Below are 24,799 nucleotides of genomic sequence, written 5' to 3'. Positions count from 1 at the left end.
CATTACTTTCCTATTCTCATTTTTTTGTAGTCATATTTTGCCCCTATTGAGTGCATTAGAACATTTTTTATGTTGCTTTTTTCTAATTTTGCTGTTCCTACTTGAAAAATTGGTACTACACCCATATCATCAATTAATAGTTTCTCGGCTTTTTTCAATTCTTGCCAGCGTTTCGAAGAAGTAACATGAAGTAATTCATCATAATTTTTATTCGAATATCCACCGTGATTCAACGGACTATTTGTTTCAAAATTTGCTAAAAAGCTAACAGGATCTGCATAATCAGCTTGCCATCCGCTTAAACTCAAACTAAAATCCTTTTTTGTTAAGCGATCTATAAAGACATTTGCAGGAATTGGCGTCACAGTAACCTTCAGTCCTTCTAAGTTATCTTGCAACTGTCCTTGAAGAAATTCTCCTGCCTTTTGTTCAAACTCTCCATCACTTACAAGTAAATCTAAAGAAGTATTTTTAGATAAATCAACCTCTTTTTTAGCCTTATCCCAATACTCTTCTGCTTGTTTTTTGTTAAATTCCACTAATTTTTCATTAGCAAAATCTTTTTTATTTACTGGGTTAAAGGCCATTTCTTTTGGTACTACGCCAACAGAAGCAACAGACCCATTATCTAGTAATTTTTTAACTAAACTTTCCCGATTGATTGCATAGCTAATCGCTTTTCGGACATTTTTATTTTGTAAAAGTTTATTTTCCCCAGTTTGGTTCATTTCTAAAAACATTGTATTGGCCATTAATGTTGTTGAATATTCTTTATCTTTTCTGTATTGTTTTGCATATTCTCCAGCTAAAGGCGCATCATCTAGTTGTCCATCATTATACAAATTTATTCCTGTGTTAATTTCCTTAACCACCTGAAAGTTAATTTTATCCATGGAAACTTCTTTTTGATCCCAGTACTCCTTATTTTTAGAAATCGTCCACTTATCAGAAGTGCCTACTCCCTCTAAACTTGTTAAGTTAAATGCCCCATTTGTTACAATTGCTATTTGAGAAGACCCATAGTCTTTCCCATACTCTTTAATCGCTTTTTGCTGCACTGGATAGTAAGCGGTTAAGGATAACAGATCAGTAAAATAAGGTATTGGTTCAACTAATTCAATTTCTAAGGTTTTCTCACCATTACTTTTCACTGCCAACGTTTCTTTTGCTTGTTTTCCTGAAATAATTTCTTTGGCATTTTTTATAGCAGAAAACAGTTCCACATTTGGAGAAGCTGTTTTGGGATCTACAACTCTTTGCCACGCAGTCACAAAATCATTGGCAGTAATTGATGTCCCATCAGACCACTTAGCGCCATCTCTAATCACAATGGTATATGTTTTGCCATTATTCGATACTTTTGGTTGACCAGCTGCAATTGCCGGTTGCGGTTGATTTTTTTCATCTAATCGATACAACCCTTCCATCACATTGGCTAATAAAGTTATACTCGTTTGATCTACAGCAGTTGCTGGGTCTAAACTTTGGACAGGTGTCCCTGCTGTCAAAGTCGCTACCTGCTCTACTTTTTTTTCGTTAACATCTTGTGAATCTTTTGTGTCAGTATTTGTAGCACAACTAGCTAATACCAAAGGTAATAACCCAATACCTAAAAAACAAAACTTCTTGTACTTCTTCATTTTTATCAACCTCCGTAGTTTAGATTTGCTAACTAATTCTAGCGATATACAAATAAAATAACTAATTAATAGCTATTATATTTACAATTTTATCAAATAAACTTTAAAAGTGATACAAAATACAGAATGAAATTTATCCAAATAAATGAATCAATTACTTATTTTTCAATCCAATTATGCAAAGTAATTTCAGAGACTTTAGAATTATCCCTATTTTTTATATTTTCTTTTTCTAACGCACATTCAACAAATAAATTATAAAACGACTTGTAGAATAGGCCTTTGGGACTTTTAACAGTAGAATCTGTCTTGATTTTATGCATCACTCGTCGCAAACATTTGTCTATTTCTTCTTGATAATCTTCCCCAATTAAAACAACATTGTATTCTTTTTCAACTTTAGTTTTAGCACGTATAATTGTTCCAACCATTTCATGAGCTTCTTGAATAGTATTAGAAAAGGCAGCAATAAATTTTAAGCTATCTTTGCTAAGAAATGTATGCTCTTGAACTTCTGAAAATTGATCAAGCAATAATTGTTGTTGCAATCGTTCTTTTTCAGTATCTATTGTATCTATTGTATCTAAAGAATTAGTTAGATATAGATTGGGTTGGTTTTTCCCACTTTCGAACAAAGTACTGGTATTATTGGATTCTTCTGGACGTTGGTTTTTCCCACTTTCGAAAGAAACGTTGATTTTATCATATTTATCCGAAGGTTGGTTTTTCCCACTTTCGGAAAACTCATTTGTATGGCTAGCGTTACTGATGGCGTAAACATCTGTTGCTGAAACTTCCAACTTACCTAAATACAATCTGTTTGGGTAGTTTTTGAATTCACCAGTAGGGAGTTTTTTCGGAGGAATACGTTTTTCATAAAGTAAATTTTTGTCTTTTAATTCTTTTTTTATTTTTGCAATTTTATTTTCTTTACACCCTAAAATATCCATCAGTTCATTTCGTGTAAAGATAAAATATATATGCCCATCTTGATCAATCCAATTATTTTGAATTGAATATTCACATCGGTCTTGGAGCATTGCGTAAGCTATTTTACTATCATTAGACATATTCTTATAAAATTCTGATGTAAAAAGTACTTTAGGTAATTGGTAATACAAATTTCTATAGGTTTCATTAGCTGAAATAAATTGAAAATCGTTCATAGCTTTACCTCTCTGTTTTTGTTAGTTTATAGTTTAACCTACTTTTATTTCCCTTGCAAATACTGATATAACAGTATTTTCCTACTTTCTTATTATATCACGATATTTCGATATAATGCAATTGTAATATCGTGATATTGTGATATTACAATATTCAAAAGATTATTATTGATACAACAGCGTTTGTAGAAAAAAAACAACAACAATATTATGATATTGTTGTTGTCTTATATTGTAATATTGTGATTCCACAATATTATCAAATTTTATTTTGTTTTTTTGCCATTTCATATCCTTTAATTAAATACTCTTCAGGAATAGATTTCAAAAGCGTTTCTTCGATAACATCAGGTTTACTTTTTTCTGGTTCACCAATTGAAGTCCAGTATTTTAAAGCATTTGCAAGGATTGGATTGATCCGAATACTATCAGCATTTCTTTTGCTGTTACCTTGTTGTTTAATCAATTTTTCTATGTTTTTTTTATTCATAACAATGTGTTCATGTGTAGTTTTTAATTCTTTTTCATTAGAAGTAGTTGTTTTAGTTGGATTGGTGTCTTCTTTTCCTGCACCCAAAAGTCGTTCCGCGGCTGATTTTCCTCTATTATTACTCATTCAAATCTCCTACCTTCTCTAAAAATTCTTTTGTAAACTGGATATAATCGTCTTCAGCGGTCGAAGTCTTATTAAAGCTAATCAAGTCGGAACCTGCTGCTTGAGCTTCATCAACAGTGATAGTTCGTCTAATGTAAGTATCAAATATGTTTACGTTGAGGGCATCAGAAATTTGATTTGCTGTTTTATTCATTTCTTTTGAAATGTTAAATCTTTCATTATATTTTGTGAAAAGAACACCTCGTATGATTAATCTCTCATTTGTGTATTCTTTAACAGTCTCGATTGTTTCGTTCAATTTAACTAATCCTTTTAGTGAAAAATATGCGGCTTCTACAGGAATAATAATTTCATCAGAGACAGTGAACGCATTTACTGTTAATATACCTAAACTTGGTGGGCAATCAATAATAATATAATCATAGTTTTCTTCAATTGGTTGAAGAACTCTTTTAAGTCTATGTTCACTTCCAACTTGTGTAAATTCACGTTCTGCTGAAGAAAGAGCAATATCAGCAGGAATTACATCGATTCCTTTGTAATTTAGAATAGCTTCAGTAATCGAAGCCTCATCTTTTAATACTTCATATATTGTTGGAACATTCGTGCCATCAATGTCGAATCCAAAATTATCAGTGGCATTTCCCTGGGGGTCCATGTCAATTACAAGTACGCTTTTGTTAAAAGTAAAATGCAATGCCGCTCCAAGGTTAATGCTAGTCGTTGTCTTTGAAACACCGCCTTTTTGGTTTGCAACTGAAATTATTCGTGCCATAATAATGTCCTCCTTGTGATGTTATGTCATTATTATATCACAATATCGCAATATTTCAATATCATAATTTATTAATATTACAATATTGTTCAATCGTGGAGTCATACTATTGTGATTTATTAATATTACGATATTACAATTGCATAGTATTGTTACTTCGCGATATAGTGAAATTGTAGCAACGTGATATTGTAATAATACAATATTATTATAGTTTGACTATACGATGTTACAATAGTGTGATATTACAATATCATTCTTCGTCTATAATTTTTTTAGTTCGTCTGTGGCGTTCTAAGTGCAGCAAATAATCGTCTTGCAGTTTTAGAAGGTCTGAATATACCTGATCCATAGTCTGGCTGGCCGACAAAGAAAGAGAATAAATAAATGAGATAGGAAGTGTTTCAATTTTTTTGTTACGAGTAATCCAAGAAGAAACAGTTCCTTGAGAGAAAGCATGTAATTCACAAAATTCTTCTACAGTAATCCCTAGTTGCTTGATAATGTATGCGTTGATAGGGTGTGGATATACAAAGGTTTTTCTAGGCATGGTGGGTAAGTTTCCTTTCTTAGGTTATTAATGCGTTTGCAGTAATATTGTACTAAAAAACATGCAATAAGGGGAGGGTGTATCTGCTTCTTTTTGGTTGACCTCCTTTAAAAATATGTTATACTAAAGGTGCGAAACGACATTAAATCGTACAAATAACACAAAAAGCAATCCTACGGCGAATAGGATTGCTTTTTTTTTACACTAGTTGCGACTCCTAGCGTGTGTGTTGATAGCAGCTTACTTTCGGTTATCGTCTTCCTCGTCCAACACACGAGAAATCATTTCCAGAACCAATCCTACAAAGATCGGTGCGATAACCAACGACATTAAATCTTTCACAAATAACACACCTCCAATCGAGGCGAGCTGCCGTATTAATTATATCATAGATTGAAATTCTGCCAATTCAATAATAAAACATTCAACAATTTATCTAGCTGTTCTAAGATCTTTTCTAAGCGTGTAAACTCGTTTGCACCAGGAACATTTATACTTGTTTGAGTCACTCGTAACTCTGCTTGCTAGGCAGCCACAGCTGCATTCTACATAAGCCGCTTGGCGGACGCTGTCTCCTAGAGGAATAATGGTACCATTATAATCATATGCCTTCATTACGAAACCCCCAATCGCTAAAATACTCATCTAACTTTTTCTGCTCTTTTTTTGACAAAGTAGGGGAGACCAAACCTTGAAAAGGGTTTGAATTTACTCTTTCTTCTTGTTTTATTCTACTAGAATGACGATACATACACACGAAGTCAATTTCTTCTATACTATAGGAATCTTCACCAATTATTATTTTGTTTTCTTCCGCATATCCTCGAAAAGTTCCTATAACTGGTCTAGGAAAAGGATTGGTTTCTGAAGACATAAGTAATAAATATAATGGCTTATTTTGTTTGATTGAGCGAGAAAAATAAGAAGAAAATTCTTTTCTATTTTGCTTCACTTGGTTGTACCTAAGCCAACAGTTCCACCTGCATGGCCACCAACAAGGCTTGCTCGTGAAATTGCTGTGGCGCCTTCCATCAGTGAAGAAGCATGTATCAGCGCTTTAAACCCAAATTTCTGACGAATTTTATCAATAAGAAAATACATATCCGTTTCATGAATTTGCTCCTCCGGAACAGAAAATAAATCCAGCTGTAAATTTTTGTTCCATACAAGACGGCCATAGGATACCCCTAAATTTCGTACGTCGACCCCTGGTGAGTAATTCTCTTCAAAAAGACGCAGTACATGTTCAGTCAAGACTTTTGTATTATTACTTGGTTCTACTTTCATTTGTCTACGCCAGCCGGTTTGGCCGTATTTGTCTGTCTGACCTTTTGAGTAGCCAACAAACAAAGAGACACAGGTTGTCTGACACGATGCCATGCGTAAGCGACTAGCAACCTGGTCCGACAATTCCTTCAAAACCAATTTTATTTGTTCTTTATTTGCATAATCTTTGGGTAAAACCTGACTATTGCCAAATGATTTTTCTGTTGGCCGTCCCGCTTTTTGCCCTAAAAAACTACGATCTATGCCCCATGAGTGCGCGTACAGCTGTAGCCCCATGATACCAAAACGCTCTTTTAACATGTAAGGTTCAATGTGCGCTAGGTCATAAATGGACCGAATACCTAGCTTTTTTAAGCGAGCAGCCATGCGATTTCCTATCCCACAAAATTCTGTAAGAGGGGAGATTGGCCAAACTTTTTCTGGCACATCTTCATAGCGCCATTCAGCCACAAAGCCTGGTGCATTCTTTGCTTCATTATCCAATGCTAACTTGGCCAGCAACGGATTTTCCCCAATTCCGATTGTCACATACAATCCCATATGGTTATAAATCACACGTTGAATAATCTTGGCCAGTTTATAGGCGGTGTCACACTTAAAATAGGTCAGCGAAGCAGTCACATCAAGAAACGATTCATCGACACTGAATACAGAATGATCTTCATCAGAAACAAAGCGTTTATATAAATTGTTAATTTCTTGATTTTTCTTCATGTATAATTTCATGCGTGGAGATACAATAATTAAGTTCGGGTGGTCCGGAACTTCATTTTTCCTTGTAACATTGGAAATGCCTAATACTTTTTTTGCCATAGGGGAAGCAGCGAGTACCAAGCCACCCGAATTTTCAGAATTGCTCATGACCACAAGTATTGTCTTCAATGGATCAAGTCCACGTTCTACGCATTCCACGCTGGCATAAAAACTTTTTACGTCGATACAAAGCACATCACGACTGGGTTCTTTCGTATAATCGAACGTCAAATTCATCCAAAATCCCTTCTTTCTACTAACTCATTATACGAACTAACGTTCTCTTTGGCAACTAGTAAAATTCAGTTTTCCGTATTTTTTTATATACCTGTAAACTTTTGGTATAGTTGGACTGAACACAGAGAGGGAAACTATACAAAACGTTGAAGGCCAGTTGAGCAAAGCGAAACCAGTCATTCGTCTTTTGAGGATTGGCCACATGCCTGGTATGAAAAATTATTCGTATTTAAATAGAGATTTTTTTATTTTCATCTACATATCATATTTAATCCTGTAAAAGCGAGCGTTAAAATCTCTTCATTGCATAACTTACCGATAAATAATTGTGAAAATGGCTTAGAATTGCTCTCTCATCACTATAATTATCATTAATAATTGAATATAGAATAACCCCCAAAAAGAGATTTTCAGGGGTGGGGTTTTATTTACTTACTAATTTTATCGATGCAAACTTTCCCAGTTTCATCAAGCAATGGTGTAATTCCTCCTCTAGAGCTCTCTAAATAATTAACACCAGTAACTGTATCAACTACAATTTTATATCCTAATTGAGTTAAAAATTCACTTTCTTTTTCAATGAAACGTTCTTTTTTATTTGGATTCTCCGTTTTAACCAGAGATTTAAAAGGTTGTTGTTCTTTCACATGATTATCTGGATCAACTCCAAAGCGTATTACATCTAATTTTCTATCGAGATAAAAAGGTAAACCATTTTTATTAACTGGCATAAATATTCTTCTTACTGTTTCTAACTTTTTTTGTTTTGCCTATCTGCTATCCTTTTGTCTTGTTTCATATTTCCAGCAAAAAAAGCAATTCCTACTGCACCTGAAGAAAAGACAAATTCTAAAGCTGACCAACGAAACAGTACCGTCAAAATTAAGATAATAAATATTGCGATCACTAAAACGGCGTCTTTTGTTCCAAAATTTAAATACCCAAAATTCATTAAACTCTCCACCTTTTTTAAATTATTGAAAGTACACAATCAAAAATCTTTTTTATTTTTTCAATCGTTTTGAGCTACTTCATTTGTTTTTTCATCAATTGCGATATAGTTGCCGTGGTACAATTTGTATTCTTTATTGCAGCTATCACATTTAAACTGATTATACTTTCCCAGTTCTCTTTTAGCTAATTGCCCGCAGTCACAATCAATAAAAGTAACTATATTACTTTTGTTCCATGTGCTGATTTCGATCCCCCAATGATCATATGTTTTTCGAACTACCATTTGTTACCCTCCTTATAACTATATTCTTTAATCATATCTTTGAATTCTTGTTTTGTTTTAGGGTTCGTTCGTATGACTTCTTCAGCTAATTCTAAAAATACCTGCTCAACCTTTGCTGTCATGCTCTCAAAAATAATCAATGGGTTTTTTTCTTTCTTTACTCGATTCTTATATCTTTGGAAGTTTGCTGAATAGAGTCGCCCATTTGACATTATCTCTATCCCATAACCTGTTACTAAAGGATTCTTCAACAACTGAATAATTTTCTCTCTATTTTCCATAATAACTACTCCTGAATTATTTCTCACTAAGTAACTGTTCTTCCTTTGCTTGTTTCTTGATTCGTTTGAGTGTAGATAAAGAAATTCCTATTTTCTTTTCTACTTCTCGCATACTGTTTGTTCCCATTAACTCGAGTGCATGTTTGTATTTATCATTTAGAACTCTTTTCGGACGTCCTTCTCGATAATTTTTATTGTTCGCTCGATGCCACTGTTTCCCTTCTTGCGTTCTCGTCACGATTAAATCTCTTTCAAATTGCGCAAAGCTACCCAGCATATTCATCATTAACGTTTGCATAGAATCACTTTTATTTGGCTCAAAGGTTAGGGCATTATCTAAGAAGGTGATAGTCACTCCTGAATTGTTTAAAGAAGAGATAATCGAATTTAAATCAACGATACTTCTAGCTAGCCGATCAATTTTCGTCACTAAAACTTTATCGCCAGGTTTTACAATAGATAGTAGTTCTTCTAATTCTTTTCTTCCTTCTTTTTTTGTTCCCGTATATTTTTCACTGAATATTTTTTCTGCTCCGGCTTTTTCTAGTTTTTGAATCTGGGTTTTGTAATCTTGATTACTAGTACTCACTCGTGAATAACCATAAATGGGCAAAATTTCCTCACCTTTTCTGAACATAAGTTTTTGACACTAGAAAATTCCAAGTATAGCACGAAAAAATAAAGAGGTCAAAAACTTTTAAGTTTATGAACCTGTTTTTATCTCATTATTTAACATGTAAATTTTATACTATAAAATACCCTAGGATAAGTATTAGTCAGTTTAAACTTTGAGTATACTCAAAATTTACAAAAATGACGTATGCCCAACTTGAATGTCCTACTGTTTACCTGGTAACAATTGAAATAAGAAAAAGAACCAACAAGGTATACTCTGTTGGTTCTTAAAAAAAATATTTCGTTAGGCAACTAACAAAATATATCTACCAGCTTTCCTCATACTCACTAAGTCATTTTAATACTAAGTTGTGTCTCTTACTTTTTAATCCAAATTTATGTTATCTGTTGACAACGTTTTCATACCATGGTACTTTTTATGTGATATTAAACACAAAAGGAGGAGTCCGTTTGAAAGTTTTAAAAAGAAATATTTTCAAAGCTATTAGTGCTCTGCTTCTAAGTACAGTTGTTGTATCTGGTGTCAATATCCCTTTTTCTAGTGTCGTAGGAGTAAACTCTACTACTGCATATGCCCAAAGTGACGATGGTTATTGGGACAACTTTGCAAAAAGTAAGGTCCCTAAACATTTATGGAATAAATATCAACAAGCTAAAGCAAAACAAGGTGCTTGTATTATGAAAGGAATTTGGTCTGCAGTAGCATTCCATAAACTTTCATGGTCAGCTGCGATTCAAGCTGCTTACAATGCAAGTTCTTGTCATTCATTTAATAGACAATACTCTTAATAAATAAAACAGATAGCAATCAAGAAACTTGACTGCTATCTGTTTTATTGTCTTTTCCCTTTTTAAATAAACAAATCCCTGTTGTGATAATACCAACTAACGGTAACAGACTTAGTAAAGCTACAAATTTCGACCACCCAATATCAACAAACCTTCTTGCTTGGAACAGAAAACCTATAATAATCATTATAAAGAACACGATCCTAAGAAAATTATAAAAATCAAATGGACCATTTATCACGAAATATTTTAAATAATTGTTTTCAATCAGAGACTTTTTGTATACAAACATTGAAAAAGTTTCTATCCCTAATCCAAACACAAACAGTATACACTGATAATACCAATATTTTCTTCTTGATAATCCCTTGTTTAAATCAAAAATATTTTCCAAATCTATATCCCCCCAAACCTACTAATGCTACTTTATGTATTTATTTACAATACCATTGTAATTGGCAAATACATAAAATAGCAAATAATATCCTAAAACAGCTATGATTTTTTCCTTACAAAGTATACATTTCTGATTTAATTTATCCTATTTTAGTAAAGTAATTATCTATTAAACAATATATAAGACTGTCTCTTGGGGGGAGACAGTCTCTAAGGTTATAACTTATTTTAGCCTTTCATTTCTAACAAGTAATCATTCATAGAACTGAACGATCAATTTATTCAGTTTGTAAGAAAATAATTAAATCTGAAATAGCTTTTTTTATTTTACAGTATCTACCCCGGCCTTTCAATTGCCTTGATATTACTTTTATTTCAGGATTATTTAACATGAACAAATACTTCTGAATCTTTTACATAAATGTCATGGTAATAATTAGATTTCATTAACTCACTTTCTTCTTTATTCAACGCGTTAATATCAAAGATCTCCATGTTCACGTTTAAACCAGTGTACGTTCTAAATAAAAACTGATTTGGCCAATAAAGGGCTTCATTTGGTGGAACCAGTTCTTTTAATATAGGATAATTCTTCGAACTATTGACAAATACTGGCGAATCCTTAAATAAAGACGTACTATGCACAGTCACCGTGTCACGGTTCACTAGGTCTTTTAAATCATCGGCTAATATCATACTTTGTCGTTCAAAAGATTCCTTTTGGTGGCTTAACGCACTAGCATAAACAAATGTAAAAGATAAAAGGTAAACACAGAAAAGGCAAACCGCTGTTTTTGACACATAACCTACCGCGTTTTTAGAAGTATTTGCCAAAGTAAGCATGATAATTGAAACTACAAAAAAACTAAATCCATAGCCGTACCTAGGTGAAATTAACAAAAGCTTTTCCGGAAAGATTAAAAAGACGCCGTAACTCAAAATAGAGCCTAAAAATAGAAATAATACTGCGTATAAAAAGCTTTTAACAGGCGATACTTTCGCATTAAGAACCGTACTTAAAACAAACAAAATTACTAGAATAAAAAACAAAAGTATCCATAGTTTTGTACTCTGTTCCGTTATTTTTGACAGATACATTTGACTATTTACCAGGATTGTTTTGGGTATATCCTTAACACTCGCGATTGTTGTCATACCGCCTCGCGTTGCTATTTCAGGATTAAATTTTGTTTCAATAAGATAAAGAAACATGGCGCTTATATAGCTAATCATAGCTACAATCGCTTTTTTTAGCACAGCAATAAACGATTGATTGTCTAACAGCTGCTTCAGTGATAATGCTAACACCATCACGACATAGATCCCCGAAGACGCCTGATAAGTATTACACATCAAAAAAATGCTTAAAATAGAAACAACTAAAAATAAGACTTTATTTTTATTCCAAAATAGAAATGGAAGAACAGAAAATAAAAGGCTCAAAGACATGTAAGGACTGTCGAACCTGAAACTTAAATTTTGTAAAAACCAAGGATTAAAGCCAACCAACATGGCTGCTGTTAAAGCTAAAAGAGATAGCTTCTTATGAAAAGAGTAAACAATGATAATCCCTGTTACTGATACAATGAATCCAGAAAGAATATGCGTCCATAACCCCATATCCGTAAGGTGTCTACTCCCTTGAACTAACCAAGAACCAATTTCGCTACCCCAACGAGAATAACTTCTAGCAAAGTCCGTATTGCCATCAATTTGCCTGCCTGTGTCATCAATATAAGGAAAATTGATTATCCCTATGCTTAAAACTAACACTTGACACATTACTACACTTGTAATTAACAGATTTTTATTGGCCATAAGCCAACTTTGAAACTTATTCATTTTTTCACTCCTCAATTTTTATTAAAATACCCCCTAAGAAAACGAACACCTTTTATATTTACACTAAACGGGTCCATATAATAATCTTACAGGGTTTTCAAACTAAAAACCACGTTTTTTATCGTATAAAATATATAAGGAAAAAAAAGCAAATAATTTTTTATCTGCTTTTTTCTCTTTTTATACACATTTACTGCATAAGTCTTCTTCACTCACTTTCGATTTAAAAATATAAATTTATATGTTCAAAGACATCTCGTTTTTTGCTCGTTGTGTAGTTATCAAACCTGATAAACAACTCTTTCTTTACATTATTTTTTAAAAACTTAATGGAATATCCATACTTAAACCTGACTATTTTGATTGCATCTCTGCATATTTTTTTCAGTTCAACTTTGGTAAGTTCAATGCTAAAACTCATCACTATATCAGAAACACCATTCACCATTGCTGTTTTAGTAGACCAATCGTCATTACAATAATGTCCATAAAATTGATACCGTTTATCAATGTCTGAATCAAACAAATTTATTTGCTCGTTCATCTTTTCCACTCACTTTCTTTATTCTTCGCAAACTCCGATACATGCTCTTTTTTATAGTTAAAATTTTGTTCTTACAGCTTTTCCAGTTCTTTATTTAAACCCTCTTTCAGTTACGTATCCTGGTATGCTCCAAATTCCGAGTGACTCATTTTTAGCCTTTTCTTGTGCTTCCTCTAATTCGAGTAGATACTTTGTGTTAGGCTCTTTGACATATGCCACACGTGCTAATCCCTGTCTCACGAGTGTTTCCTGAAGTAGCACCCCATCCACAAATATATAGCCCAATGTACGGCCATAACGATCAGTTCTATCGCCCTTATCGTATTCAAAAGTAATTTCTGAAGCAGTAGACAAAAGTTCTTTTGTACGTTTACTAGCTTCCAAACCAAATGGCTGTACTTTTGTTTTCGGCTTTACAGTTTCCGGTGTATCTACTAATAAAAAGCGAACCTTTTGTTCTTTTCCGTCTATTCTTAGCACGGTGGTATCTCCATCAACATGACGGACAAATTCAGCTGGTATACGATTATCGTTCGAAATAGTTTGAGTAAAATTACCAGTACCATCATTCGAAATATCTTGTGCTTTTTGTTCAAGACTTGCGCATCCTGATAATAGCAAAGTGGCTGCTGTTAGCAGTAGCCACTTTTTTCCAATAAATAGTTTCATTTCCTAACTCCCTAACTTTTTTTCCGTTTTAAAGAATACTCAATTTTCTTTTTTTCTAACCTATCAAACGTTAATCCTTCAACAGCTCGTTCCCATTTTGTTTGTTGTTCTGTACGTTTCTTTGTACTGTCTGCATATATTTTTTGTAAATCTCCATTAACCATGAGTCACTCCTCCTTAAAACGGTAAGTCATGATCTGAAATCTCAATAGAACTACCTTCTAAATCTGGAAAGGGTTGTTGCGTATTGCTTTCCTGCTGCCCAACTGGTGTAGGATTAGAAGCGTTAACACCACGTTGTTGACTAACTTCTTTTGACTCTAACAATTGGAAGCTTTCTACAACCACTTCTGTCACATAAATACGTTGTCCTTGTTGATTCTCATAGTTACGTGTTTGAAGTCTACCCACAAGACCAACCAATGTTCCTTTTCGTGTATAGTTTGCTAAAGTTTCTGCAGGTTTACGCCAAATCACACACTGAATATAGTCTGCTTCACGTTCGCCATTTTGATTCGTAAAATTCCGGTTAACTGCTAGTGTAAAAGCCGCAACAGCTACACCACTTGACGTATAACGTAAATCACAATCTTTTGTAAGTCTTCCTACTAAAGTCACATTATTAATCATTTAAAAAACCTCTTTCTATTATTTTTTTAGAAGTGATAGCAACTGGTACTATCACTTCTAAATATTTACTGTTTTACTAAACCACCAAACATATTTTTAAACTTGATTTCACCAAACTCTGAAAGGAACGGATCCGTTTCGTTTAATCCATAAGTGTATTGGTAATTCTCTACAATACTTTGATGGTCCATTTCCCAGTCCTCTTCATACGGAGATATATAAAACAAGTACAACATTGTTATATCCCCCATATACTTTTGTTCAATCGCATAGTATACAAGTATATTGTTTTCTTTCTCGATAATTTCGATTGCTTTTTTTCGTTCTTCGTTGATCCAATAGTTGGCGCCTAGATATGATTTTCCCGAAAAACTAATTTTTCCTTCCTCAATAAATTGTGCAATTGTTGGTTCATGAATACCTAAAATCTTCATTCTTTTTCTTGCTTCCATTTTCATTTTTTCTAAATTCAATTGAATCCCTCGTTTCTGTTTATCTTTATAATTATTATACCATACATTGTATACAATGCATAGTATAATAATGAGGAATATTGACAAATTTTGGTTTTTTATATACTATATTTTGTATAGTATATATAGGAGGGTAATTCAATGAAAGATCTTTCTCGTGAAGAAGTTTTAACTTATTTAAAAAACAATGTGGTAGATAAACAAGGTGCTGCAAAAATTACAGGCCAATCATTAAATGCCTTCACACAATCCGTAAAATTGAATGCAATTAAGCCTTACTTTGAAATTAAACATGTAAACGGTGAACGACCTACTGTACGCTTGTATCACGTAGACGATTTAAAGGAATACGCAAAAAATAAACGAAGATAAAAGAGAACTCCCTTCTTTTATTCTCGTTTATTTTTTTATATAAAATTCTTAGTTTATTTTATGACTATTCACTGAAAAATCGTCTTTCCATTTTTTCATACCTAATTACTTTGTTTAGTGTTTATTTCTATCTCGCTCCAACCGCCACCGCCGCTCGAAAGAAATGCCTTGCTAAAGCAAGGCAAAACAAAAGAAAGAACTAGCCGCTTTGCGTCTAGTTCTTTTAAGTGCATTAAAATTTCGCCTCTTTGGCTCATGCTTTTACGGACGTGTGTCCTCTCAATCGTTTTATGACCGCTCATTGTCGTATGCCCCGGTCAGTCGCTGTTTGTTACAGTATCATAGCCAGTCGAAAAGACAAGGGTATATGAACTCACTCCGTTCGCCCTTGTCTTTTCTTGGTGTCTATGATTCTTTCTCGGCACAGCAACCGACCGAAACATACTGGCGAAAATGAACAATCAAATCTAAAAACGAAAGGAGGATAGTGTCCCACGTCCTAGCATGAGCCAAAGAAGCGAACAGCTTCCCTCCCTCACGCCAGACAAAAATGGTTGCTCAAAAACAAAAAAATAAAGGAGAGAACCAATGAACAAAAAAGAAAATTTCATTAATAGCTTATCCATTAATCGTTATTTAAATAACGATTTAAAATCGCTAGATTTAGAAGAATGTTTAGATTTATTTAACACATTACGCTCTCAATGTTTTTTGATTGATGAAAATAATTTGTATTTTGATTGCATTGATTTTGAAACTGTAGAATATTATCTTCAAAAATTATTTTCAATAGAAAGTTTTTACGACTTTAGCAAAGTGTATATTGAATGTTTGTTACAAGGCGAAAATATTTTAGAAAAAGAATTTACTCTTTTTCATTCAGACGAAAAAATGACGGTAGGGCAGTTACTTCAACCTTTTGTAATTGTCGGTAACGGTATGACTTTAGGAGATTGCTTACCAATTTTAACTGCGTTAGAGGCGCAAAAAACACTGATAGAGATTACCAAAAATAATAGAATACCAGAAAGGAAGTAGTAAAAATGAACGACCCACAGCTAAAAAATCAGCTAGAGCAAGCACGTAAAGAATATCAGAAGTTAAATAAAGCCATTCTTGAAAATGATACGCCTACATTGTTACTAAACTATGGTTGTCTGAAAAATGCCAATAATCGTTTGAATCAGTTAGCATTCTTTTTAAATCACATTGAATGGAAGGACGTATAAATATGGCAGAAAAAAAGAAAAAATACTGTGTAACAATTGTTGAAACCTTAGAGGTAGCTGTTTCTGTATTTGCTGAAAGCGAAGAACAGGCACATGAATTGGTTTCTAACATGTATTACGACCAAGAAATTATCTTGACAGAAGATAATCACGAAGCAACAGAGTTTATCATTTAAAACAACGAAAGAGGAGAGCTTTTATGGGAACACGAACAGCAATTTTTAAAGAACAAGCAGACGGAACGTATCAAGGCATATATTGTCACTGGGACGGTTATATAGAGGGAGTAGGTGCTGTTTTATATGAACATTACCAAGACCTTGAAAAAATTCAAAAAGTTATCAATCAGAAAAAAGGCCTGTCCTGTTTAGGTGTGAAAGAAAACGTACTTTACGAATACGACAATGTCGGCTGTCGGGAACTAACTTGTTGTGGTTGGCACGAGTTTTGTCTATATGTTCGACCAGAAACAGAAATGTATCTTGCACAATCATTAGAAGAAATAAGAGAACAACAATACCTCACGCTAACTGACCTTGACCGAATTGACGGTTGGACGGAACTCGTTGAAGGGAAAGTAACCTTTACACCTTATCGTGGCTCTGATAACAACGGCTATTTATATGCACAACGTCAGTCTGGAGAGTGGCTAGTAAGTACTATGAATTGCAATGGAGATATGAAAGATTTTGAACCATTATCAAAGTATTTCCACGAAAAAAAGACAAAAAAAGAAACCTTTTGCTAACGACAAAAGATTTCTAATAGGACTTTACTTGAATTACTAACCGTAGTTCAAGTATAACGTACCGACTGACCTTTGACAAGCGAAAATTTGCTCCCCTCTTACATATGTAAGAGGGGAAGCTTAAAAGAAACGAGGGAACGTTATGGACTTTCAAAATATACAAACCGTAAAAGAATTGATACACGCACTTAAACAATACAATCAAAATCTAGCAACCACTATTTTTGACGACACACAAGGCTACATCAGTGTAGCTTTCAGAAAAGAAAGTATTGAAAGAAACGGAAAAACCTTCCAGTTTTTATGTTTCTATCCTAATTATGAAGTAGCTCTTTATCCAGTCGTGACGTTGCTTTCTTATCTTGAAAAGCTACCAGAACAAGCCACTATTGCGATTAAAAACCCAGACGGCAACTATTCTTCCCTTTATCTAACAATTGACGAAACAATAGACCAAGGGAATAAATACAAGTGGCTAGTAATTAGTGACAAACTTTCTTATGAACGCTTTTTCCTAACAAGTACATTGACTGCACAAGAACAAGCACTCGAAAAAATGCTAAAAGAACTAGAAACCGAGCATGACAATACAGTCGAATATATCCATAATTGGCTATGCAAACAAAATGATGAATTCCTTTTTCAAGGTATTCTAAAGGAAGATAGAACCATAAAAGGCGCTGTCACTTATTGCATGGGAAAAGCCAAAGAACAAGCAGAAAACCAAACAAGTGCTATGGTGCCAGACGAGGTAGCATTTCGTTGGATAAAGGAATATTTCATGCTTGAAAAACTACCCGAAATGAAAGTCATCGGAAAAGTAATGACGACTACCAAAAAGCAACCGGCAAAAAAAGAAGAGCCTAAACCTCAAAGAAAAGAGGTGGACGAACAAATTAAATTGTTCGAGTTGTAATGAATATGAATCGGGAAATACAAAAACCACTAGCCCCACCCAAAGCATTTTTTGATTGGTGTACGTCACAAATACCCACCTATGAATGGAAAAACAAAAAGGAGACAATTCTTGCGAGTTCTCGCAAGAATTGTCCGATTATCAAAAAGCGATTAACAAAGGCCTCAAGGCTCTCTTATCCTACAAAATTTTATTCATTCGGTATTATCCTTATCAGTAAAAAACGAATAGAAATTCAAACGTATAGCTATTGGCACACGATAAAGGACGGTAAAGAAACGCTTATTTATGAACAGTCAAACTTTGAGCGTTTTTCAAACGATACCCACCTCAAAGCCCATTACAACTATGGCGACTGGTATGAGGGCTTGTTGTCAAATTATGGTTTTATGAGCAGTGCTTATACAAATACAGTATTCTATCCAAATAACTGGCAAGAAAAACTAACCACTGTATCGGAATTAAAGTACTTACAGTTACCTGAAATAGAGCGCCATGAACTGGCACATATTTATAAATACCGAAACGAAATTGAGTTTTTACAAAAGATAGGTGCCACAACCTTAGCGAATGAAATCATTTTTGACGACTATCGCAACGTTTTTGGACTGTATTTTCATAAAGTAGATATGAGAGTAATTACTAAGAAATGGCTAAAAGCGAATAAACAAAAATTAAAAACAAGAAATCCAACCTTTCATGAATTCATGTTAGAAAAAACGTTAAAAGAGCGAAATGCGCCTATGATAAACGAAATAGAAAAGTACGTGCATTATTCGCAAATTAAGCAACTACCGAAAGAAGTGAACTTAACAAAGTTTCAAAAGTGGTTTATACGAAAGGGCGAACGTTTTGACTATTATATGGACTACTTACACATGTTGGAGGAATTAGACACTCCACTCAATGATGACACGGTTCTTTACCCAGAGAATTTACAAGTAGCCCATGATAATGCTGTGAATACGTTGAATCTTCTGAAAAGCGAGATTGAGGAAAAAGAGTACGAAGAAAGGAAAAAGCAAATCAAAGTGTTTGAAGCAGAGATTGACGACTTGCTTTTTCTCACACCTCACTCATTGCAAGAGATTGTACAAGAGGGAAGTATTTTACACCACTGTGTGGGAAGTCAACGTTATCTAGAGCAACATAAACAGGGGGCAACAACGATTGTATTTATCCGGAAAAAAGAAGAGCCAAATTTGCCTTACTTCACATTAGAGTACCGAAATCAACAGGTTACACAAATACAAGGAAAACGTAACCGTCAGGAAGTACCAGAAAAGATAAAACAAGCAGTCAGACAATGGCAAGAGAATTTACAGCACGCCTTACCATCATAATACAAGACAAACCTGATACTCGCTTTTAGCGAGTATCTTCTTGATTAGAAATCAAGAAAAGAGCGTTTTTTTCAGCGCGCCAAACTCCCACCGCCACCGCCGTTAAGGCGCGCTGAAAAAAAAGAAAGGCTTCCGCCTTTCTTCTTGTAGAGAATGTGTTATAATAAACATGTAAAGAGGACGTACTAGTCATACGCCCTCATGATAGCACCGTTTAAGACGGTGACCGATAGTTAAATATTTTTACAAAAAATAACCAAACTCGGCTAAAGTTGACGGTTATTTTTTGTTGTTTTTATCACTAATTTTTAGAATTAATGTCGCAAAAGTAATCGCAAACATTAACGCTTCAAAAATAGTCAAAGCTAGTCCTTTCTAGGAGTATAGCCAAAAATCAACATAGGCAATCACCCCTTTTTCAGAGATTAGCCACCGTCATAAACCTTTACTATCTCGTATATTATACCATAAAACGCCTTGGCTTTTTTAAGTTAAGGCGTTTTAGCATAGGATCAATTATTCAGCCCACAGTTTGCTAGGAACCTTTCTTAACCAATCAGAAAAATCTAAAAACCAGCCTCCTAATTCTTCATTCAAGGCAGCTAGATAATGAAAAAGCAGAACAAGTAATCCAAATAAAAGCCAACCAACCCAACTTGCCCATTCGATTCTAAGTTCTTCTGTTGCTAAGATCACAATTGGTATTATTAAAAAAAGAAAAGCCAAAACTCGAGCAATAATCAATAATAAAGTGGTGGTAAATCCACTAGTAAGCAATGTTAAAATTCCAATATATCGGAAAAGTAAATGCAGAATAAAAAAAGGTAAAAATAGCATTACAGACAAAATACGTTTAAAAACTAACATAAAATTCTCCTCTCCGTTCACCAATAGATAGTTTATAGTTTGGGCTTAATGTCGGTTTGCTTCTCTGGCTCTTTTTCCTGTACGGCTTGTATTTCATGAAGCTGATTAATTTCATTTCGAGTTCGTTCCAGTTTACTCTCTAACAAAGTTTGACTGGTTTTAATTGCTTCTATTTCTCCTCGAACATCTTCATAAGAAAATTCCGCAAGCGTTGCGTCTGGTAACAATGTTTTCAATTTTTTCTGAATTAACTCTGGATCTCCCTGCAGTTCATTTTCTAATAAGAGGTTACTTAATTGGTGCAGCTCTAACATCTTCTCGTCAAGAGTCTCTAAAGTTTTTTCTGCTTCAAGAAAAGCAACTTCTAATTTTTCTTCTAATAATTTTAGTTGTCTTGTGTCCTCGATTTCATTCGCCGCTAAAAAGTTAATGGCACTAACTAATTCATCAATGGTTTGCATCACAGGTTCTCTTTTCAGTGGTGTTTGTCCATTATACAGTCGTAATTGTTTAATCAACGAAGCCCCTGTTAAGTATTTACTTTTAGTAGCATCCTTGTCGCTCATAAAATAAAAATACTCATTTCTTTTAATATAGATATTGTAATTACCGTTGTCTAATGGATCAACCTTATACCCTCCTACAAAGAGCTTTCCAGAATTACCATAGCCATAATCGATATTTATATAATATCCTCTTTCTGTTTTGTGAGACAGTTGCCATGGTTCTATTGTAAATTGATAGTCAAAATTATTTTTTTCTTGTTCATTTTTTTCTTCGTATCTTTTGACACATTCTTCCACTGTTAGAACGTTTTTATTTTCTTTCAATCGTTCAATAATCTTTTCATAATTATATCTAGTGGGGTCACTTTTTGACAAGCTTCGACTACGAGTATTTTTTATTTGTGGTTCGTCAAGCAATCGATAGGTCGTCCACTTATTAGAAAAGTCTGCCGATAAATTCAAAGCTTCTGCTTTTTCTAGGAAGTCATTAATTGAAGAACTTTGTTCTAATAAAAAGTCTAACCGACTTTTTATTTTTTGTTTATAAATGGACTCTGTTTGCCATTTTGTATATTTTGTATGAGTTTGCTTCGGTGATTTTTCAATAATTTTTGCGCCTTCCTTCGCTGCAATTTTATCCGAAATTTGTTCAAAGACTTTTTTGGTTCCTTTTTGCCAGCGAAAGGCTTTACCTGTTTTTAAATTGGTTGAACTAAAAATAATATGATTGTGTAAATGTTCTTTATCGACATGTGTGGCGATCACAAATTCATACTCTCCACCCGTCAATTCCATCACCGTGTTGTACCCTATTTCATGTATTTTTTCTGGCGTTAAATCATCTTCTGGAGAAAAGGATTGGATTAAATGGTGTGCTAAAACGGCGTTGCCTTTTTCTAATTCTGTTAACGTTGGCGGAAGCAATCGTTCTGATTTTGGATCGAATGTGTACCCGATTTTTCGTTGAATTGCTGCTTGTAATTTTGTTAATTTAAATTCTTCATAAGGATTTGTTGGATCTACAATGCCATGCCCAGAAACTAATTTTTTCATGTACGTCTTATCGTCATTCACAATATATTGAAATAAATGTTCCAAGTGTTCAGACGGATTATCATTCGTAACTTCAGTTTTTTCTGCATTCTCAATATATGAGCAAGCATTGTTTAATTTATCAAATGTATGAATAACAAAATGTTTTGTATACACCATTTACGATTGTTCCTTTCTCTTTATTAATTTGTTTAATTCGCTCTGAACCAGCGCATTTAAACTCTGTACTTTATCGGTCAAATCTTTAATATCTTCAGACGAAATTTCATGAAACTGGTTGGCCAGACGGGCCATTTGATTAATATTAATGCCAATTTTATGAATTTCGGTAGTTAGTCTGTTGAGTTCGGAATAGTCAACATGGCGAATCTCTCCTTGAATCAAAAGGTGCAAGGCAAAATTTTGAAAGTTTGGAAAGAAACTTTCTTCAATTTTTCGATTGATTAATTCATTTTCTTCTTTTGAAAAACGTATTTTTCTTTGAATAGGTCGTTTTAGCTTTTGTTTATTCTCCATAATTGTTTCTTCTTTCTTTTACATAATAAGTAGTCTCCTTAGTTTGACAATTAGCTGTACCCAAGGGTAGGCTTTCTTTTTGCAAGCGGAGCAACATGGTACCATGTTGCGATATTTTGAATGACCCCTACCAAAAATACTGGTAGGAGTCGTTCAAATTTTTGGGGTTCCCCCAATCCCCATCGCTACACTTTGACATTTATTGACGTTTAGACTTACCATTTTTGACCTTTATTTTTTCTTTCCTATTGATAAGGGGCTAATAACTCATCCAGAAAGACCAAATACGAGTCATTTCCTTTCAACTTTCGTAAATAAGTGGCTGCTTCTTCGTAAGGAAATAAATCAATTTCTAATTCTTTTTCTTTAAAATCATGAATCAACGTATCCAGTTCTTTTAGCACCGTTCCTTTTGATTTTTCTTTCTTTTTCTGGTGGACTCTTGGTTGGTCACTAAGCGGGTCTGCCAAGAAAAATTGTGTCAGAATAAATTTACTTTCGTCCGTTAATTGGTCCATTTTGTTTTCTCCTTTTCTCTTATTATTTGTTTTTAAAATCGAGTAGAATTTGCTATTTGAGCAGAAATTTTTGGTTCATTTTGTTGCCTTTTTTGCTCGTTAGCTTGGGACTTTCCCACTTCAGTTTCTTTTTTCTTCGCGTTCAATAAACGTTCTTCAAATTTATTTTGGGGAAGTTGAATGCCTTTTTCTATTGATAAAGCATGGTCAGCTTTTTCAATTAAAGTGCGCGCCTCTTTCGTGATTGTTTCTAACGATTGCGTAAATTCTTCTAACTTTTCTCCTTGCTTCGTCCAAGAAGAAAGATAACCAAAAGAATACGAGGACGTATCCAGCCCTAAGTGACGGGAGACAATATAGGCAACTGATTCCGCTTCAAATTCTTGTCGAGAATAAACGTCATCTCCAAATATCGCTTGCGAATCTGGGTGAAGCATGGCATGCGTCATTTCATGAAGTAAGACTTTTAAAGTCATCACTTCTCCTAAATGTTGTTGGAGGACAATTTCTTTTTTCGTTGGATCATAATACCCATTTGCACCACTTGCAATAGACGTGACGGTTACTGGAACTGGACAAATTTCAACTAACGCATTGTAAGTTCTGGTGAATGTTTTACCGTCGCTAAGATTCTCTTCCAGATTATAAACAAGCTGTGGCAACTCTGCGCCTGTCGTTTGTTCTACATCAAAGACAGGCGTTAAAAAATAGCGCGTTTCTTTGACAATTTCTCCATTTTCATCCGTAACTTTTTTCCCATTCTTATCGACTTTATCTTTAAAATAAGGGGCATACACATACAGTGCTTTGCTGCCTTTTTTTACTTGACGATCTAACTTTTTCCACGCATTGTAACCAGCTACACGACGTATGTTTGGATTTTGTGCCAACAACAAACGAATATTTTTTGACGAATATTTATGAAATTTTGAAGCAAAATCTAAATAGTTTTTAAACGTATCACTTGTTAAATACTCTTTGATTCCGTCGTTCAAATGTTGCGATAATTTTTGATAATCTTTCTTTTTAATTATCTCTTCCAATGTTAGTTCTGGTTGGCTTTTTTGCTTCATTTGTGTTTTTTCAGACATTTCTTTATTCCTTTCTCTGGATCGTTTTTTTGCTTCTTGACGCTTTAATTTTGCTTCTTTTTTCTTTATTTCATTCTTTGTTTGCTTTAAAATATCGTTCCAATCCGTTTTACTTTTTCCTTCAATTAGTTTAGGTTGGTCAAGAGTAATTGGACACCAGCTATTTGAAAATTGTTGAATAAATTTCTTCCCTGCTTCGTCATTATCTACAGCCAAAACGAGTTGGACTTTTTCCGTTGTTAGTTTCGACTTTTCTAATTGTTCAAGGACGGTTGGCTTTTCTTCTTCTTTGACATAAGAGCCAATTTCATTGGCAATAAGCGTAGATACTGCGCCCTTTTTAAGTCCATTCGCACAAAATAATACCGCATCTCCAATCGTTTCTTTTTTTAATTCGTAATAACTCATGAGATCTATAGGCGCTTCAAAAACAATGATTTTGATTGGCTTTTCTGACGTAGCTTCTGCAATTTTTGGTGGATACCCTACACGAACAGTCAACCCATAATAGCCATTTCCCCAGACACGCTTTAACCGTCCTCGTTCGCCATGTAGCTTCTTATTTTCCCAAATACCTTGTAAGGCAACGCCTTTAATTTTTTCTTCAAGACCAACGTGCTTGAAGACTATTACTGGTTCACTTTGTCCGGTCTCTTTATCTGTATACGTGGATTGTGCCATGAGGTTTTGTTCAAAAAAGAAATCAATCGTTTCTCTTGATAACTTACGTTCCTGAAGCAAGTAATCAATGGTGGCATTTTGTTGTGTATGTTCTTTCATATAATAATGAAAGTTCGTCGGAGTAGGTTCTTTCAACGTTTCAACAGCCCCTGCTTCTACGGTCTGTAAATACTGCAATGCTTCAGCGTGTGTACACTCTTTTATCACTTGAACAAGCTTAATACTCCCACCACCAACTTGGCGAGAGTTCCAATAAAAAGCATTCTTCTTAGGGGTTAAAACAAAACTATCGTGCTCTGACCAGGTATAACTTTGTCCCTGTCGTACAAGTGTTATTCCTAAACTTTCTGCGACATCCACAATACTTTTTCGTTCAATTTCTTCTAACACTTTTTGTCGTTGTGCATGTGTCATTGGCATTTTCTGTTCCTCCTTTTT

At 34.1% G+C, this 24,799-nt stretch carries 34 protein-coding genes, 1 pseudogene and 1 CRISPR repeat array; of the genes and pseudogenes, 8 read left to right on the top strand and 27 right to left on the bottom strand.

Features of this window, described 5'->3' with window-relative positions; translation table 11 throughout:
• Window positions 1-2: 2 nt before the first annotated feature.
• The 15 genes and pseudogenes from traC to AB1I62_RS00405 form a co-directional block, all read right to left on the bottom strand.
• Window positions 3-1,640, bottom strand: a complete 1,638-nt coding sequence (gene traC, locus AB1I62_RS00475) for a peptide pheromone-binding protein TraC (protein WP_367018788.1) — start codon at window positions 1,638-1,640, stop codon at window positions 3-5.
• Between the two features lie 158 nt (window positions 1,641-1,798).
• The gene (locus AB1I62_RS00470) at window positions 1,799-2,188 is read right to left on the bottom strand and encodes a hypothetical protein (RefSeq protein WP_367018800.1); all 390 of its coding nucleotides are present in this window, start codon (window positions 2,186-2,188) and stop codon (window positions 1,799-1,801) included.
• Between the two features lie 61 nt (window positions 2,189-2,249).
• Window positions 2,250-2,384: a CRISPR direct-repeat array (repeat unit 20 nt; unit sequence GTTGGTTTTTCCCACTTTCG).
• 164 nt (window positions 2,385-2,548) lie between these two features.
• A pseudogene (locus AB1I62_RS00465) lies at window positions 2,549-2,806 on the bottom strand (replication initiator protein A); the annotation flags it as partial.
• Window positions 2,807-3,065: 259 nt separating this feature from the next.
• Window positions 3,066-3,422, bottom strand: a complete 357-nt coding sequence (locus tag AB1I62_RS00460) for a hypothetical protein (protein ID WP_367018786.1) — start codon at window positions 3,420-3,422, stop codon at window positions 3,066-3,068.
• The gene (locus AB1I62_RS00455; protein ID WP_002360664.1) at window positions 3,415-4,197 is read right to left on the bottom strand and encodes a ParA family protein; all 783 of its coding nucleotides are present in this window, start codon (window positions 4,195-4,197) and stop codon (window positions 3,415-3,417) included. The genes AB1I62_RS00460 and AB1I62_RS00455 overlap by 8 nt, the downstream gene beginning before the upstream one ends.
• A 253-nt stretch (window positions 4,198-4,450) precedes the next feature.
• A complete protein-coding gene (locus AB1I62_RS00450) occupies window positions 4,451-4,747 on the bottom strand; it encodes a replication control protein PrgN (RefSeq protein WP_002360665.1) in 297 nt (98 codons plus the stop codon).
• A gap of 240 nt (window positions 4,748-4,987) precedes the next feature.
• Window positions 4,988-5,098 (bottom strand): type I toxin-antitoxin system Fst family toxin, encoded by a 111-nt coding sequence (locus AB1I62_RS00445; protein WP_002360667.1) that lies wholly within the window; start codon window positions 5,096-5,098, stop codon window positions 4,988-4,990.
• A gap of 81 nt (window positions 5,099-5,179) precedes the next feature.
• On the bottom strand, window positions 5,180-5,392 hold the full coding sequence (locus tag AB1I62_RS00440) for an excinuclease ABC subunit C (RefSeq protein WP_367018783.1): 213 nt from the start codon (window positions 5,390-5,392) through the stop codon (window positions 5,180-5,182).
• Window positions 5,349-5,699 carry a hypothetical protein gene (locus AB1I62_RS00435; protein ID WP_002360672.1) on the bottom strand — a complete coding sequence of 117 codons (351 nt, stop codon included), beginning with the start codon at window positions 5,697-5,699 and terminating at the stop codon, window positions 5,349-5,351. The genes AB1I62_RS00440 and AB1I62_RS00435 overlap by 44 nt, the downstream gene beginning before the upstream one ends.
• Window positions 5,696-7,024, bottom strand: coding sequence for an ultraviolet resistance protein UvrA (gene uvrA, locus AB1I62_RS00430; RefSeq protein WP_367018781.1), 1,329 nt, complete (start codon window positions 7,022-7,024; stop codon window positions 5,696-5,698). The genes AB1I62_RS00435 and uvrA overlap by 4 nt, the downstream gene beginning before the upstream one ends.
• A 428-nt stretch (window positions 7,025-7,452) precedes the next feature.
• Window positions 7,453-7,755: a DUF6440 family protein gene (locus AB1I62_RS00425; RefSeq protein ID WP_367018779.1), complete on the bottom strand. Its 303-nt coding sequence runs from the start codon at window positions 7,753-7,755 to the stop codon at window positions 7,453-7,455.
• A 20-nt stretch (window positions 7,756-7,775) separates the two neighbouring features.
• Entirely contained in the window at window positions 7,776-7,976 is a 201-nt protein-coding gene (locus AB1I62_RS00420; RefSeq protein ID WP_002390466.1) for a hypothetical protein, read from the bottom strand.
• Window positions 7,977-8,036: 60 nt separating this feature from the next.
• Window positions 8,037-8,261, bottom strand: coding sequence for an ultraviolet resistance protein UvrA repressor UvrC (uvrC, locus tag AB1I62_RS00415; protein ID WP_367018777.1), 225 nt, complete (start codon window positions 8,259-8,261; stop codon window positions 8,037-8,039).
• Window positions 8,255-8,542 (bottom strand): hypothetical protein, encoded by a 288-nt coding sequence (locus AB1I62_RS00410; protein WP_002414745.1) that lies wholly within the window; start codon window positions 8,540-8,542, stop codon window positions 8,255-8,257. Before AB1I62_RS00410 ends, uvrC begins: the two co-directional genes overlap by 7 nt.
• A 16-nt stretch (window positions 8,543-8,558) precedes the next feature.
• Entirely contained in the window at window positions 8,559-9,179 is a 621-nt protein-coding gene (locus AB1I62_RS00405) for a recombinase family protein (RefSeq protein ID WP_367018775.1), read from the bottom strand.
• A 449-nt stretch (window positions 9,180-9,628) separates the two neighbouring features.
• On the opposite strand from AB1I62_RS00405, the gene AB1I62_RS00400 reads away from it, so the two are divergent.
• Window positions 9,629-9,967 (top strand): hypothetical protein, encoded by a 339-nt coding sequence (locus tag AB1I62_RS00400; RefSeq protein ID WP_010711850.1) that lies wholly within the window; start codon window positions 9,629-9,631, stop codon window positions 9,965-9,967.
• Window positions 9,968-9,986: 19 nt separating this feature from the next.
• Here AB1I62_RS00400 and AB1I62_RS00395 read toward each other — a convergent pair whose 3' ends face one another.
• From AB1I62_RS00395 to AB1I62_RS00365, 7 genes are all read right to left on the bottom strand, one after another.
• A complete protein-coding gene (locus tag AB1I62_RS00395; protein WP_010816301.1) occupies window positions 9,987-10,361 on the bottom strand; it encodes a DUF805 domain-containing protein in 375 nt (124 codons plus the stop codon).
• Window positions 10,362-10,744: 383 nt separating this feature from the next.
• A complete protein-coding gene (locus tag AB1I62_RS00390) occupies window positions 10,745-12,205 on the bottom strand; it encodes a glucosyltransferase domain-containing protein (RefSeq protein ID WP_367018772.1) in 1,461 nt (486 codons plus the stop codon).
• 223 nt (window positions 12,206-12,428) lie between these two features.
• Complete coding sequence (locus tag AB1I62_RS00385) at window positions 12,429-12,749, bottom strand: hypothetical protein (protein WP_002395033.1); 321 nt, start codon at window positions 12,747-12,749, stop codon at window positions 12,429-12,431.
• 90 nt (window positions 12,750-12,839) lie between these two features.
• Window positions 12,840-13,418, bottom strand: coding sequence for a thermonuclease family protein (locus AB1I62_RS00380; protein WP_367018770.1), 579 nt, complete (start codon window positions 13,416-13,418; stop codon window positions 12,840-12,842).
• Window positions 13,419-13,429: 11 nt separating this feature from the next.
• Window positions 13,430-13,582 (bottom strand): hypothetical protein, encoded by a 153-nt coding sequence (locus AB1I62_RS00375; RefSeq protein ID WP_002395035.1) that lies wholly within the window; start codon window positions 13,580-13,582, stop codon window positions 13,430-13,432.
• Window positions 13,583-13,595: 13 nt separating this feature from the next.
• Entirely contained in the window at window positions 13,596-14,048 is a 453-nt protein-coding gene (gene ssb, locus AB1I62_RS00370; RefSeq protein ID WP_002393727.1) for a single-stranded DNA-binding protein, read from the bottom strand.
• 65 nt (window positions 14,049-14,113) lie between these two features.
• Complete coding sequence (locus AB1I62_RS00365) at window positions 14,114-14,608, bottom strand: hypothetical protein (protein WP_002398975.1); 495 nt, start codon at window positions 14,606-14,608, stop codon at window positions 14,114-14,116.
• Between the two features lie 54 nt (window positions 14,609-14,662).
• Between AB1I62_RS00365 and AB1I62_RS00360 the strand changes: the two genes are divergently transcribed.
• The 7 genes from AB1I62_RS00360 to AB1I62_RS00330 all read left to right on the top strand — a co-directional run bounded on the left by AB1I62_RS00360 (window position 14,663) and on the right by AB1I62_RS00330 (window position 19,129).
• A complete protein-coding gene (locus AB1I62_RS00360; RefSeq protein WP_367018767.1) occupies window positions 14,663-14,893 on the top strand; it encodes a hypothetical protein in 231 nt (76 codons plus the stop codon).
• 588 nt (window positions 14,894-15,481) lie between these two features.
• Complete coding sequence (locus tag AB1I62_RS00355; RefSeq protein WP_002367705.1) at window positions 15,482-15,931, top strand: hypothetical protein; 450 nt, start codon at window positions 15,482-15,484, stop codon at window positions 15,929-15,931.
• A 5-nt stretch (window positions 15,932-15,936) separates the two neighbouring features.
• Window positions 15,937-16,122, top strand: a complete 186-nt coding sequence (locus AB1I62_RS00350) for a hypothetical protein (protein WP_002360847.1) — start codon at window positions 15,937-15,939, stop codon at window positions 16,120-16,122.
• Complete coding sequence (locus AB1I62_RS00345) at window positions 16,107-16,298, top strand: DpnD/PcfM family protein (RefSeq protein WP_002393732.1); 192 nt, start codon at window positions 16,107-16,109, stop codon at window positions 16,296-16,298. Before AB1I62_RS00350 ends, AB1I62_RS00345 begins: the two co-directional genes overlap by 16 nt.
• A gap of 23 nt (window positions 16,299-16,321) precedes the next feature.
• Window positions 16,322-16,870: a hypothetical protein gene (locus AB1I62_RS00340; protein ID WP_367018765.1), complete on the top strand. Its 549-nt coding sequence runs from the start codon at window positions 16,322-16,324 to the stop codon at window positions 16,868-16,870.
• 142 nt (window positions 16,871-17,012) lie between these two features.
• Window positions 17,013-17,786 (top strand): Cas9 inhibitor AcrIIA9 family protein, encoded by a 774-nt coding sequence (locus AB1I62_RS00335; protein WP_002393733.1) that lies wholly within the window; start codon window positions 17,013-17,015, stop codon window positions 17,784-17,786.
• Window positions 17,786-19,129, top strand: a complete 1,344-nt coding sequence (locus AB1I62_RS00330; RefSeq protein WP_367018763.1) for a PcfJ domain-containing protein — start codon at window positions 17,786-17,788, stop codon at window positions 19,127-19,129. Before AB1I62_RS00335 ends, AB1I62_RS00330 begins: the two co-directional genes overlap by 1 nt.
• Before the next feature lie 516 nt (window positions 19,130-19,645).
• Here the strand turns inward: AB1I62_RS00330 and AB1I62_RS00325 are convergent.
• The 5 genes from AB1I62_RS00325 to AB1I62_RS00305 all read right to left on the bottom strand — a co-directional run bounded on the left by AB1I62_RS00325 (window position 19,646) and on the right by AB1I62_RS00305 (window position 24,781).
• Window positions 19,646-19,996: a hypothetical protein gene (locus AB1I62_RS00325; protein ID WP_002414684.1), complete on the bottom strand. Its 351-nt coding sequence runs from the start codon at window positions 19,994-19,996 to the stop codon at window positions 19,646-19,648.
• A 32-nt stretch (window positions 19,997-20,028) separates the two neighbouring features.
• Window positions 20,029-21,714, bottom strand: a complete 1,686-nt coding sequence (locus AB1I62_RS00320) for a relaxase/mobilization nuclease domain-containing protein (protein ID WP_010784826.1) — start codon at window positions 21,712-21,714, stop codon at window positions 20,029-20,031.
• A complete protein-coding gene (mobC, locus tag AB1I62_RS00315; protein ID WP_002367696.1) occupies window positions 21,715-22,071 on the bottom strand; it encodes a plasmid mobilization relaxosome protein MobC in 357 nt (118 codons plus the stop codon).
• Between the two features lie 245 nt (window positions 22,072-22,316).
• The gene (locus AB1I62_RS00310; protein ID WP_002395044.1) at window positions 22,317-22,589 is read right to left on the bottom strand and encodes an LtrD; all 273 of its coding nucleotides are present in this window, start codon (window positions 22,587-22,589) and stop codon (window positions 22,317-22,319) included.
• Window positions 22,590-22,621: 32 nt separating this feature from the next.
• The gene (locus tag AB1I62_RS00305) at window positions 22,622-24,781 is read right to left on the bottom strand and encodes an ArdC-like ssDNA-binding domain-containing protein (RefSeq protein ID WP_167591427.1); all 2,160 of its coding nucleotides are present in this window, start codon (window positions 24,779-24,781) and stop codon (window positions 22,622-22,624) included.
• Window positions 24,782-24,799: the final 18 nt, after the last annotated feature.

It is taken from the genome of Enterococcus sp. AN402 (assembly GCF_040719405.1).
Classification (GTDB): Bacteria; Bacillota; Bacilli; order Lactobacillales; family Enterococcaceae; genus Enterococcus; species Enterococcus faecalis.
Note: the sequence above shows the minus strand (reverse complement) of the source record. Positions and strands in the feature narration are given on the sequence as shown.